The organism is Chromobacterium rhizoryzae (assembly GCF_020544465.1).
Lineage (GTDB): Bacteria > Pseudomonadota > Gammaproteobacteria > Burkholderiales > Chromobacteriaceae > Chromobacterium.
Window position 1 is genome coordinate 1,764,613 of the sequence record NZ_CP066126.1, and the last position, 12,115, is coordinate 1,776,727.

Sequence of the window (12,115 nt, forward strand, 5' to 3'; positions counted from 1 at the left end):
CCCGCTCGCAGTCGGGAAAGTCATAAAAGGCAGTGTCGCCATGGATCGTGGCGGCGCTGCCTTTTTGGTTTGGGGTTCAGTTCAGCGGCAGACCTGGGCGGCCTCAAGGCTTGGGCGTGAAGCCCAGCGCCACCGAGTTGATGCAATAGCGCTCGCCGCTGGGCTCGGGGCCGTCCGGAAACACATGGCCCAGGTGGGCGTCGCATTCGGAGCAGCGCACCTCGGTGCGAACCATGCCGTGCGAGGTGTCGACGATGCGGGCGATGCGCGCGCCGGCGGCTTCGGCCCAGAAGCTGGGCCAGCCACAGCCGGGGTCGTATTTGGCGTTGCTGTGGAATAGCAGGGTGCCGCAGCAGACGCAGTGGTAATCGCCGTTTTCGGTGCGGGTATAGTGTTCGCCGCTGAACGGGTGTTCGGTGCCGGCCTGGCGGGTGACGCGGTATTGTTCCGGCGTCAGCTGTCTTTGCCATTCCTGATCAGTTTTTTGCAGGGTCATGGTGTGCTCCTTTGCGGATGGTTTAAGTCTATTTTAGGGCCGGGCGCGGCTGTGGTACATCCGGCCTTGAGGTTTTGCTTGCCTGCGGCGCGGGTGGCGAGGGCGGTGACGGGCTCCTGTCCTGCCCTTTAGTCGTGCCGGCGGCCCGCGGATGACAGCAACCGCATGGGGAGGTCGGGAGAACATGTCCTGTTTTATTTTTAATATATTAATTTAATTAGAAAACACTTCTGAATAGCGCCTCTGTTTTCAAGCGTTCGGCGATTTTGGGTCTTTCCTCCAGGACGGTGTACTGTATTTGATACAAAAATCATTATCTGTTGTAAATTTTTGTTGTTTTTATTGGGGCGGGCCATCAGAGTGGCGGCAGTGTCCGGCGCCGGCCGATCCGGCCGTGGGAAAGGATCGGGAGGGCATCTTGGCATGCCGTGACGTGTGTGGATCAAGCGATTTATAAGCGCCTGTCCAAAGCCCTGCGAGCAAGACGAGGCAAGGTCTTGCGGCTGAAGACGAGGAATAAACAGGCGCTGGAGGGGCACTCTGAAGATGGATTCGCCGTGTTGCGCCCAGGGGGCGCAGCGGACTTTGAACAGGCTATTAAGGGGACTTCATGTTGAAGCTTGGAAACGGATTGATGACGCTGGCGAGCGGTGTTCTCGGCGTGTCATGGCTGCTGTGTCCTGAAGTGAGCGCGGCGGCCGCCACCGGCATCGTGGCGGTGAATAGCGGGCAGTGCTTGAATGTCGGCGGCGGTTCGACCAGCTCCGGAGCCGGCATCATTCAATGGCCTTGCTCGGCGGGGAGCAATGAGCAATGGACTTTCGTGCCGCTGGCAAACGGCTTCTACCACATCGTCTCGCAGAAATCGCAGATGTGCTTGAATGTGCCGGCTTCAAGCCGAAACCAGGGCGTTCAGCTGATTCAGTGGCCATGCCAAAGCGTGGCGGTGGCCAATGATCAGTGGAAAATCCAGCCGGTGGATGTCGGCACTTACCATATCGTGTCGGCCTCCAGCGGCCAGTGCGTGAACATCTTTTCCGGCGTTGCGACGCAGGGAACCAAGGTGGTGCAATGGCCGTGCCAGGGCAAGGCGCAGGTGAACGACCAGTTCATGTTCGATTATCCCGGCGCCAAAAGCGCGGCGCTTCCCTCCGCCTGGAGCGGTGTGATTCCTCTGCCGGTCACCCCGGTGGGCGTCGCCAATCTGCCGGACAACAAGTTGATGATGTGGTCCGCGGATTTTCCCGACGCCTTCAGCGGGGACAGCGGCAACGGCAATAGCAAGACCTATACCGCGCTGTTCGACGCGGCGAAGAACGCGCCGCTGCCGTTGACGGTGGTGACCACCGGCGCGAATCTGTTCTGCCCCGGCACGTCGATGTTGCCCAATGGCAATCTGCTGATCAACGGCGGCTCCAGCAGCCCTAAAACGCAAATATACGATTGGGCGGCCAAGCGCTGGAGCGCCAGCGGCAATATGAACATTCCGCGGGGCTATGAGGCCAATACCGTATTGTCGGACGGCCGGGTGCTGACTTTGGGCGGTTCCTGGAGCGGCGGCTACAACAGCAAGAGCCGGCCCAACCGCAGCGGGGAGGTGTGGGGCAACGGTCATTGGACCGTGCTTTCCGGCGTGCCGGAAAACAATGTGATCGGCCCCGATCCGCAGGACGCCAACGGCAGCGTGTACCGCGGCGACAACCATTTATGGCTGTTCGCCGGCAGCGGCGGGACGGTGTTCCATGCCGGCCCCAGCGCTCAGATGAACTGGATAGGCACCAGCGGAGCCGGCAGCATCGTTTCGGCGGGGACGCGCGGCAATGATCCTTACAGCATCAACGGCAATGCGGTGATGTTTGACGCCGGCCTGATTCTGAAGCTGGGCGGCGCGCCGGCTTATCAGCAGAACACGGGCACCACCTATGCGAGCAACTCGGCCCATCTGATCGATATCCGCGGTGGACCCAAGGCCCAGGTGAAGGTGAAGTCGCTGCCCGGAATGAGCTATCGCCGCGCATTCGCCAATGCGGTGGCCTTGCCCGACGGCGACGTGGTGGTGGTGGGCGGGCAGACGATACCGCAGCCGTTCACGGACTCCTATGCGGTGCTGACGCCGGAGCTGTGGAGTTCGGCGAAACAGGTGTTCCAGCCCTTGAAGCCCATGCAGGTGCCGCGGACCTACCATAGCACGGCGATCCTGTTGCAGGATGGGCGGGTGTTTGTCGGCGGCGGCGGCTTGTGCGGCGCCGGCTGCCCGCAAAATCACTTGAACGCGGAGATCCTGACCCCTCCTTATTTGTTGAACGCGGACGGCAGCCCGGCGGCTCGGCCGGTGATTAGCGCCGCGCCGGCGCAGGCGCGGCCGGGGAGCGTGATCGAAGTCAAAACGCAGCAGGCGGCGAGCCAGTTCGCCTTGATGAGGCTGTCCGCGGTGACGCATTCGGTCAACAACGATCAGCGTCGGATCGCTTTGTCGGTGTCGCAACTCGCGCCGATGGCGGGGGAAATGCGTTATTCCCTGCAGATTCCCACGGATAGCGGAGTAGTTTTGCCGGGCTACTACATGTTGTTCGCGATGAGTCCGCAAGGGGTGCCCAGTGTCGCTCGCATCATCGCCATCAATTAAACGGGGCTTGGGCGCGCTCGCCTGCGGGCTTGCCCTGTGGGGGACGCCGTGCGCGGCCGGCGGCGAGGAGGCTGTGGACGGCGGCCGGCTGTTCTACGGCCAGACCGCCTTGGTCGGCCAGCTGTATGTCCATAACCGCCCCTTGGACAGCGAGTACGCGCGTTGCGCCAACTGTCATCGCTTGCAGGATCAGGCGCGGGCGGATGGCCGGTTTGCGCCGGATTTGGGCGCGCGCTTCTTGACGGAGGCCAGCGCCAGGCGCGGGGGGCCGGAGCGGGCGTATACCGAACCGAGCTTTTGCGAGATGTTGCGTAGCGGGAAAGACCCGACCGATATCCTGATCGGCACGGATATGCCGCGCTACCGGCTGAGCGCGGCGGAATGCCGGGCTTTATGGCTTTTTCTACAGGGGCATTAGCATGCAAGGCAAGGGCGGCGCGCCGTTGAATCCGGGACGGCGGAGGTTTGCGATGGGCTTGGCGGGCCTGGCGCCTTTATGGCTGGCGGGGCCGGCCGCATTGGCCAAAACCGCGTGGGCCGGAAATCTGGCCCTGGCGCACGGAGAGATTTCTCCGCCGCTGCCGCTGCCGGACTTCATGCTGAATGACAGCGATGGTCAACGGCGCAGCTTTCACGCCTTGTTGCAGCGGCGCGTGACGGCGGTTCAGCTGATTTTCACCGCCTGCTCCAATGTCTGCCCGATCCAGGGCGCGACGTTTCGGCAAGTGCAGGATTTGCTGCCGGAATCAAAGCGGGCGCGGATACAGTTATTGTCGTTGAGTCTTGACCCATTGAACGATTCGCCCGAACAGCTGCGGCGGTGGCTGGCCCGGTTTCGGCCTAAACCAGGCTGGCGGGCGGCCCGCCCCGAGCTGGCTGACCTGGATTTGATGCTGGCCACGTTCAATCAGCGTCGGACGGATTTGAGCGCGCACCACACGGAGGTCTTGCTGGTGGATTCGAAGAGCCGCTTGGTGTGGCGCTCAACGGAGTTGCCGTCGGCGGAAACCATCGCGCGCACTCTGCTAGCCTTGGCGTAGTTGGCGACCGGCCGCGCTCCGCTTGGGGGCGCGGCCGTCTTGCTATTGAATTTCGTCCAGCGCGGCGGCCAGGTGGGATTCGTCGGCCCATTGTTCAAGCCGCCATTGCCCGTCGCTATAGCTCAGCCAGTTCAAGGCCGCGTTGGGGATGGGGAAGTCGCGGGCTTCGGACATCGGCTTGCCGGTGGCCAGCCGGTACATCATTTCCAGCACGCCGCCGTGGGTGACCACCAGCAGGGTCTGGCCCAGATGGCGGCGGGCAATGCCGGTGAAACCGTCGCGGATGCGGCCCATGAAGGCGTTGAGGCTTTCCCCGCCCTTGAGGTCGTAGTCCGGATCGCGGGATTTGAGTTGCAGATAGTCGTCGCGGATGCTGTGTTCCGCCTCGGCGTAGGTCAGGCCCTGAAACACGCCCATGTGGCGCTCGCGCAATTCGGCGCTGAAGGTGGGCGTCAGATTCAATCGCGCCTGCAGCGGCGCGGCGGTCTGGCGGGTGCGGGTCAGGTCGCTGACGTAGAGGGCGTCGAAGGCGTAGCGTCCCGGCCATAGCGCGCGGCTGAGGCTTGTCGCCTGTTCCTGGCCGGTGGGGTTGAGGGGGATGTCGGTGTGGCCTTGCAGTCGATATTCGCGGTTCCAGTCGGTTTCGCCATGGCGGACGATGCAAAAACGGGTGGTGTGCTGCATTCCTGTCTTTCTGATTTTTTAACTGCCGAATTGCGGCGGGGCGGAGTTATAGAATGCCCACGCCGGAAATGTCGCGCGCCAGGTTGGCGGCGTAGTTGTCGGTCATGCCGCCGACGAAGTCCAATACTTTCATATAGGCCTGATACAGGCTGTCGTCACTGCGGATGTGCTGTTCCAGCAAGCCCATGGCCAGGTGCTCGCGCGGGCTCAGGCGCTCGGCGCCCTTGCTGACGTAGGCGTGGGCGGCGGGGATCAGCGCGTCCAGGATGCCGGCCATGCACGGGTAGGAGGCGAGTTCGGTCACCAGCTTGGTGCGGTGGCGGTAGACCCGGGTGCTGGCCAGTTCCTTGGCGTGGATCAGCGCGTCCTGCACTTGGGCGCCGCATAGGTTGATCAAGTCCTTGGCCGGGAATTCGCCGCGCAGCAGGCTGTCGTGGTGCAGCATGAATTTCTCGGCCACTTCGCTGACGCAGCGGCCGATGGCGATGCCGCGCAGGGTGCCGCATTTCTGACGCACGTCCTGCATGTCCCAGATGCGTTCGTATTCGGTGAAGCCGGAGAACAGGGTTTCGAATTCCTTGAAGTCCAGGATGCCGATCTCCACCGCGTCTTCCAGGTCCAGAATGGCGTAGCAGATGTCGTCGGCGGCCTCCATCAGGTAGGACAGCGGGTGGCGGCTCCATTGCATCACGCCCTTGGGCAGCAGGCCCAGCTCCGAGGCCACGCGCTGGAAATAGGGCAGCTCGGTGCGGTAGATGTTGAATTTGTCGCGCGCCTGGGCGGCTTCGGCGTCCGATGTCCACGGGTATTTGATCAGCGCGCCCAGGGCGGCGGCGGTCAGGCGCATGCCGCCTTCGCCGGTGTACATTTCCAGCGTGGCCAGCATGCGCAGGCCGTGGGCGTTGCCTTCGTAGGTCTGCACGTCGCGGATTTCCTCCGGCGCCAGGCCGTGCAGCCAGTGGGCGTTGCGTTCGGCGCGGAACCAGTCGCGCAACGCGTATTCGCCGGTGTGGCCGAAGGGAGGATTGCCGATGTCGTGAGCCAGGCAGGCCACTTGCACCACGGCGCCGATATCGTGCGGCGTGTAGTTGTCCGGCAGCAGATGGGCGTGCTGCATCATCATGCCGACGCGGTTGCCCAGGCTGCGGCCGACGCTGGCCACCTCCACGCTGTGGGTTAAGCGGTTGTGGGTGTGGTCGTGGCGCGCCAGCGGGTGCACCTGGGTTTTGCGGCCCAGCCGGCGGAAGGCGCTGGAGAACACCACGCGGTCGTGGTCTATGTGGAAGTCGGTGCGCAAGCCCGGGCTGCCTTCTTCGGTGGCTGGGGTGCGGGTTTCCTTGACGTGGCCCTGAATGACTTTGAAGCGTTTGGTGGAGAGGAGTCGTTCCCAATTCATGCGTGCGGAGGAGGTCATGGCGTGGCCCGTGGTGCTGTTGTATTGATGATATGGGCGCGGCGGGCAAAACAAAAGAGCCAGCGCGGGGCTGGCTCTTGGAATGGGGTCGCGGGTTTAGCGTTTGCCGGTCTGATTGCCGACCACGCCGCCCACCGCGGCGCCGCCCACGGTGCCGATGGCGTCGCCGCCGGTGAGCACGGAGCCGAGCACGGCGCCGGCGGCCGCGCCGATGGCGGTGTTTTGCTGACGCTTGGACATATTGGCGCAACCGGACAGCAGGCTGACGGCGATCAGGCTGGCGGCAATGGCTTTAACGGCGGATTTGCTGGTCATCGAAGTCATGGAAGTCTCCAAAAACATAAAGTAGGTCTTGTGTAGTTTGAGACGCTTGGAATGCCATCTGGTTCCTGTTTCTGCGCGCCTTTTCGTAACCATACGTACAGCATTCTATATGCTGTATTGATGATTTCCAGTACGCGGCGCGATATTAAGTAAACTAATTTGTTTACTTATTGCGATGGCGAGATTAGCATGGGCCATCGTCTCATTGGTATGCGTCATGAATGTTTCCCATCCCAAACTGATTTTGCTGACTGTCTGTCTGGTGGCGCTGATGAGCACGGCCGGCGTGGCCATGCCTTATCCCATCCTGGCGCCCATCTTCGTGAACTCCGCGCCGGATGCGTTCAACCACTTCCTGGGGCTGCCGCCCAAGCTGCTGTTGGGCGTGGCCCTGGCCGCCAATCCGCTGGGCATTTTGCTGGGCAGCACCTTGATTGGAGCGTTGTCGGACCGGCTGGGACGGCGGCGGGTGCTGACCGGAACCTTGTTGCTGACCTTTCTGGGCTATTTGCTGACGGCGTACGCCTTGTGGAGCCGCTGGTATCTGTTGTTCGTGCTGGCGCGTTTCGTTACCGGCCTGACCGAGGGCAATGTGGCGGTGGCGCGCGCCATCGTGGCGGATCTGCATCCGCAGTTGGACCGCGCGCGTTCCTTCGCCATTCTCAACGCGGTGCTGTACACCGGCTGGCTGGTGGGGCCGCTGATCGGCGGTTTGACCTTGCCGCTGGGCGAGGCGGTGCCTTTCCTGCTGGCGGCCGGCGCCATCCTGCTGTGCCTGGGGGTGCTGCTGGCCTTCCTGCCGGAAACCGGCGAGCGCATGCACCAGGAGCAGTCCTTGCTGCAGGTGATGCGCGGCCAGCACTCTTTTCGTCTGCTGTCGGCGGACCCTTTGCTGGCGCGGCTGTTCTGGATGCAGCTGGCCTTCGCCGTCGGGGTCAACGCTTTTTACGAGTTCTACCCCTTGTGGCTGGTGGAGTACGCGCAGCTGGACAGCCGCGGCATCGCGGTGGTGACGGCGCTGATGTGCGTGCTGATGACCTCGGCCAGCGCCTTGCTGGGCAAACTTGGGCATAAACGGGCGCCGCTGGAGCTGGCGCGCATCAATGCGGCCTGGGTGGCCCTGGGCCTGCTGGGTTTGAGCTTGCTGGCGGATCTGCCTTGGCCGGGCATAGGCTTGATTGTGTTGTTGGGCGTGCCGCTGGCGATTTACAACGCCATCCTGCCCAGCTGGTGTTCGGAGCGCTTCGCCAGCCTGGGGCAGGGCAGCGTGATGGGCCTGCTGACCACGATCTTCTGCGTGGCCAATGTGCTGGTGGCCTTGCTGGGCAGCGTGCTGACCATTCTGGACACCCGTCTGGTGCTGGTTCTGGGCGCTTTGACGTGCGGCCTGGCCGCCGCCTGGCTGCAAGGCGTGATCCGCGAGGCGGAGGAGGTCCGGTGACCGCGGCGATGAATAGCGCGGATCGGCTGCTGTATCTGCTGAAAACGCGGGGGCCTCAGACGGCGCAGACGCTGGCGGCGGAATTGGGACTGACCAGCATGGGCGCGCGCAAGCATTTGCTCGCGCTGGAGGAGAAGGGGCTGGCGCGGATGGAGGCCCAGGCTCAGGGCGTGGGCCGGCCGGCCCAGCTCTGGCGCTTGACCGAGAGCGGCCATGGCCGTTTTCCGGACCGGCACGCGGATTTGACCTTGCAGTTGCTGGAGCAGGTGAGGGAGCTGTTTGGCGAGTCCGGCCTGGAGAGTTTGATTCAACGGCGAGAGGCGCAGTCGGAGGAGGAATATCGGCTGGCGATGTCCGGTGCGGACGGGCTGGGGGAGCGGGTGGCCGCGTTGGCGCGGATACGCAGCCAGGAAGGCTATATGGCGGAGGCGCGCCTGGACGGCGACGGCTGGTTGTTGCTGGAAAACCATTGCCCGATCTGCGCGGCGGCGCGCCAATGTCAGGGCCTGTGCCGCTCCGAGCTGGCGCTGTTCGCCCGGGTGTTGGGGCCGGGCGCGGAAGTGCGGCGGCTGGAGCACGCGCTGGAAGACGGCGGGCGGCGCTGCGTGTACCGCATCCATCCCTTGGCGGAGTGAGGCGGCGCGGCGCTTGCTTTTTGAATTCATGGACTTGCGAGATCTGATTGTATTTCGCAATGCGGATTTACCGGGATAGTTTTATCAGGTACATTCCGGCGTTTTTCCACGTGGTTGGCGCTTGCCCCGACGCTGGGCGGCGCCTGTTCGGTTGTCGCTCCCCGTCCTGGGCGAGGCCCTTGCTCAGGACCGTCATGCATTTCACCATTTTCGACACGCCCGTGATCCGGCCGCTGTTCCGCTGCTTGTCCATCGCCATGCTCAAGCTGAGCGGCTGGAAGCTGCGAGGAGAGTTTCCCAAGCGGGACAAATACGTGCTGATCGGCGCGCCGCATACCAGCAATTGGGACTTTCCGCTGACGCTGGCCGTGTGTTTCGCCGCGCGGGCCAAGATCTACTGGATGGGCAAGCACACGCTGTTCGCCGGGCCGATGGGGCCGGTGATGCGCTGGCTGGGCGGCATTCCGGTCAAGCGGCATCAGAATAATTCCCTGGTGCAGCAGATGGTGGAAGTTTACCGGCGTTCGGACCGGCTGGTGGTGGCGATTCCGCCCGAGGGCACGCGCAAGGCGGTGTCCGAATGGAAGACCGGCTTTTATCACATCGCCTGCGGCGCGGAGGTGCCGGTGGCCTTGGCGTACCTGGATTACAGCCGCAAAGAGGCCGGTTTCGGCCCCATATTCACGCCCAGCGGCGATATCGACGCCGATATGCCGCGCATTCGCGCCTTTTACCGCGACAAGGTGGGCAAGCGTCGGAGCTGAGCCCGACTCCCGGAACCGCTTCAATGTCTGCCGCGCTGCAGCGGGATGGATGGAACGGGGCCTTGAAAACCGTTTCGAAAGGCTCATGCGTCATGAGTCCATTCCGCTTTCTCAGTGGCTTTCGCCTTGTCTCGCTTTTGCTCGCGAGACTTTGAACGGGCTCTCAGGGCGCCGCGGCCTGGGCGACGGCGCTGACCGGCAGAAACTGCAGGAAGGGGCCGGCGATCAGCGATTGACCGAAGTCTATGGCGCTGCGGCGCAGTTTCTCGTCCGACAATTCCGCCAGCAAATCCAGCCTGGCCATCATTTTGCCGAACTCCCGCTCGAAGGACAGATTGCGCACGCTGCCGATTTCATTGGATAGCAAGACCGGCGCGCCGCTGAGCTGGCGGTTGTTCAGCATCCAGGCCGCCACTTCCAGATTGTGCGAGGCGTTGGCCAGCTGCTGCGCGTCCAGCCCATGCACCAGGAACAGCTCGGTGCGTCCGCCGTAGGCATCCACCAGCATGGAGCCCATGCCGTAAATCAAGGCGCCGGCCCGGTCGCCGCCAAAGCCGGGGTCGAAGGCCGCGCTCATCGCCGCGATCGAGCGCTGGCCGCTCAAGGCCGGCAGCGGGGCGTTGTTGCGGATGGAGCTCATGACCTGGCGCATCGCGGCCGGGTAATCGGCCGCGCCGGTCTTGCGCCATTCTCTGGGATTGCGCTTGTACAGTTTTTCCAGCAGGGTTTGCAAGCTGGCAAGATTGTCGCGCATGGCCAGGTTGGCCATGCGATTGGCGCTGCTCTGCCCCAGCTCGTTGCCGCGAAAGTCGTCGCCGGCGACGGGCTTCTGCACCGGGGTGAAAGCGCAAGCGCTCAACAATAGCGCGACGAGCGGCAGCAAGGGCCTGAGCGACATGGGGGCTGAACTCCAAGAAGGTGGAATGCCCGTGGTGTACCACGCCCGCGACGGGCTTGGCAATGCGTGGCGAGCCCGCGCTTACGGCGTTTTGCCGGCGAACAGCGCTTTCCAGCCGTCCAGGCCCAGCTGTTTCAGCGTTTCGATATTCTTTTCATAGATGGCTTCCGCCTGCGGGAAGGCTTCCACCGCGCGGCCTATGCTGGCTTCGCGCAGCAGGTGCAGCGTGGGGTAGGGCGCGCGATTGGTGTAGTTCTCGATATCGTTGATGCCGGTGCCATCGAACTGGAACTTGGGGTGGAAGCTGGCCACTTGCAGCTCGCCGTCCAGTCCCATGTCTTCGACGATGGCGTCGGCGATGTCGAGGAAGTCGTTGAAATCCAGGAAGCGTTGCAGCGCGCGAGGGTGGATCAGCAAGGTGGTGTCGATCTCGTCCGGGCTGCTGTCGGCCAGCAGGCGCAGTTCGGAGGCGAGCTCTTGCGCCAACTGATCCGGCTGGGCGGCGTCGCTGACCACGTAGCGCACCTGGTTCTTCACGTAGACGCTCTTGGCGAACGGACAGAGATTGAGCCCTATCACCGCTTTTTCCAGCCAGTCGCGGGTGGCGGCGATGATGTGTTCGTGATCGTCGGAGACGGACATGGGAATTCCTTGCGTTGAAGCGTAAATGCAAAAAACCCGGCGCGAGGCCGGGTTTTCATCAAGCTGTACTAATCGCGATGATTAGATGGGCTGGATGTTGGAGGCTTGTTTGCCTTTCGGGCCGTCTACGACGTCAAAGCTAACGCGCTGGTTTTCAGCCAGGGTGCGGAAGCCTTTGGCATTGATCTGGGAGAAGTGAGCGAATACGTCGTCGCCGCCTTCATCCGGGGTGATAAAGCCAAAACCTTTGGAGTCGTTGAACCACTTAACGGTACCGGTTGCCATTTTGTTAATTCCTCAAAACGAGCAGTTGAAATAAAAGGCACGAAGTTCAAGGGAAATGGCGACTGAGGTACGGACTTAATGCCACTACGACAACAACACATCCACAACTTGAGCATCCTGCGGCAGGAATAGTGCCTATAGTTCCGGGACATGGCAAGCGTTTTCTGCATGGCCGAAAGGGTTTTTATCCTGTTTTTTCAGTATCCCCTGGCATTTCTACCGGGTTTTCTCCATTTGGGCTCAGGCGCCGAAGTAACCGTCCCGCTCCGCGCGGTCCAATTCCACGCGCAACCAGTCCGCCGCCAGCGGACAGCCGTCCTCCACTTTGCCCACCGCCATGCTCAGCACTTGTTGCTTGCCGACGCCGTTTTCGCGCCAGCTTTGGCCGCCGGATTGCAGATTGAGCAAGATGGGCATCAATCGGTCTATCGCGCGGGCGAAACGCGCTTCCGCGCTTTGGCGGGCCTCGAACTCCTGCCACAAGGCCAGCAGCTGCGCGGCCATGGGCTGGGGCAGCAGGCCCAGGATGCGGCGCATCGCGGCCAGTTCCTCGGCTTCGCGCTCGGCGGCGCCGTCCGCGGCGTAGACGATGGTGTCGCCGGTGTCGATTTCGCCCAGGTCGTGAATCAGCAACATGCGCACCACCTTGTCGATGTCCACCGGCTCGGCGGCGAAGTCGCGCAGATTGAGGGCGAACAGCGCGATTTGCCAGCTGTGTTCCGCGGAGTTCTCGTAGCGGTCGACATGGGCGGCCTTGGTTTTGCGCAACACCGTTTTGAGTTTATCCACTTCAATAATGAAGGCGATGTGTTGTTGCAGGGTTTGCAGTGGGTTTTGCATGGGAATATCGGACATAAAGAGCGGAC

At 62.8% G+C, this 12,115-nt stretch carries 14 protein-coding genes; 6 read left to right on the forward strand and 8 right to left on the reverse strand.

Annotation, left to right across the window (positions count from 1 at the left end; genetic code table 11):
- Positions 1–103 precede the first annotated feature (103 nt).
- Positions 104–496, reverse strand: a complete 393-nt coding sequence (gene msrB / locus JC616_RS08080) for a peptide-methionine (R)-S-oxide reductase MsrB (protein ID WP_227107665.1) — start codon at positions 494–496, stop codon at positions 104–106.
- Between the two features lie 610 nt (positions 497–1,106).
- Between msrB and JC616_RS08085 the strand changes: the two genes are divergently transcribed.
- The 3 genes from JC616_RS08085 to JC616_RS08095 are packed head-to-tail and all read left to right on the forward strand — an operon-like array spanning position 1,107 to position 4,162.
- Positions 1,107–3,122, forward strand: coding sequence for an RICIN domain-containing protein (locus JC616_RS08085; protein ID WP_227107667.1), 2,016 nt, complete (start codon positions 1,107–1,109; stop codon positions 3,120–3,122).
- 7 nt (positions 3,123–3,129) lie between these two features.
- The gene (locus JC616_RS08090) at positions 3,130–3,540 is read left to right on the forward strand and encodes a hypothetical protein (RefSeq protein ID WP_107799713.1); all 411 of its coding nucleotides are present in this window, start codon (positions 3,130–3,132) and stop codon (positions 3,538–3,540) included.
- Between the two features lies 1 nt (position 3,541).
- Entirely contained in the window at positions 3,542–4,162 is a 621-nt protein-coding gene (locus JC616_RS08095; protein WP_227107669.1) for an SCO family protein, read from the forward strand.
- A 42-nt stretch (positions 4,163–4,204) separates the two neighbouring features.
- Here the strand turns inward: JC616_RS08095 and JC616_RS08100 are convergent, their stop codons facing one another.
- The 3 genes from JC616_RS08100 to JC616_RS08110 form a co-directional block, all read right to left on the reverse strand.
- Positions 4,205–4,846 carry a histidine phosphatase family protein gene (locus JC616_RS08100; RefSeq protein WP_227107671.1) on the reverse strand — a complete coding sequence of 214 codons (642 nt, stop codon included), beginning with the start codon at positions 4,844–4,846 and terminating at the stop codon, positions 4,205–4,207.
- Positions 4,847–4,892: 46 nt separating this feature from the next.
- Positions 4,893–6,260, reverse strand: coding sequence for a deoxyguanosinetriphosphate triphosphohydrolase (locus JC616_RS08105; RefSeq protein WP_227107673.1), 1,368 nt, complete (start codon positions 6,258–6,260; stop codon positions 4,893–4,895).
- Between the two features lie 96 nt (positions 6,261–6,356).
- Entirely contained in the window at positions 6,357–6,584 is a 228-nt protein-coding gene (locus tag JC616_RS08110) for a glycine zipper 2TM domain-containing protein (RefSeq protein WP_081545093.1), read from the reverse strand.
- Positions 6,585–6,801: 217 nt separating this feature from the next.
- Here JC616_RS08110 and JC616_RS08115 point away from each other — a divergent pair, with 217 nt between their 5' ends.
- From JC616_RS08115 to JC616_RS08125, 3 genes are all read left to right on the forward strand, one after another.
- Positions 6,802–8,025 (forward strand): MFS transporter, encoded by a 1,224-nt coding sequence (locus JC616_RS08115; RefSeq protein ID WP_158274298.1) that lies wholly within the window; start codon positions 6,802–6,804, stop codon positions 8,023–8,025.
- Between the two features lie 8 nt (positions 8,026–8,033).
- Positions 8,034–8,660 (forward strand): helix-turn-helix transcriptional regulator, encoded by a 627-nt coding sequence (locus tag JC616_RS08120; protein ID WP_107799708.1) that lies wholly within the window; start codon positions 8,034–8,036, stop codon positions 8,658–8,660.
- Positions 8,661–8,854: 194 nt separating this feature from the next.
- Complete coding sequence (locus tag JC616_RS08125) at positions 8,855–9,424, forward strand: lysophospholipid acyltransferase family protein (protein WP_227107674.1); 570 nt, start codon at positions 8,855–8,857, stop codon at positions 9,422–9,424.
- A gap of 163 nt (positions 9,425–9,587) precedes the next feature.
- Here JC616_RS08125 and JC616_RS08130 read toward each other — a convergent pair whose 3' ends face one another.
- From JC616_RS08130 to JC616_RS08145, 4 genes are all read right to left on the reverse strand, one after another.
- Positions 9,588–10,322 carry a hypothetical protein gene (locus JC616_RS08130; RefSeq protein WP_107799706.1) on the reverse strand — a complete coding sequence of 245 codons (735 nt, stop codon included), beginning with the start codon at positions 10,320–10,322 and terminating at the stop codon, positions 9,588–9,590.
- Positions 10,323–10,403: 81 nt separating this feature from the next.
- Complete coding sequence (locus tag JC616_RS08135; protein ID WP_227107675.1) at positions 10,404–10,964, reverse strand: DUF1415 domain-containing protein; 561 nt, start codon at positions 10,962–10,964, stop codon at positions 10,404–10,406.
- Between the two features lie 81 nt (positions 10,965–11,045).
- Positions 11,046–11,249 (reverse strand): cold-shock protein, encoded by a 204-nt coding sequence (locus JC616_RS08140; RefSeq protein ID WP_019101682.1) that lies wholly within the window; start codon positions 11,247–11,249, stop codon positions 11,046–11,048.
- Between the two features lie 240 nt (positions 11,250–11,489).
- The gene (locus tag JC616_RS08145; RefSeq protein WP_227107676.1) at positions 11,490–12,089 is read right to left on the reverse strand and encodes an HD domain-containing protein; all 600 of its coding nucleotides are present in this window, start codon (positions 12,087–12,089) and stop codon (positions 11,490–11,492) included.
- Positions 12,090–12,115: the final 26 nt, after the last annotated feature.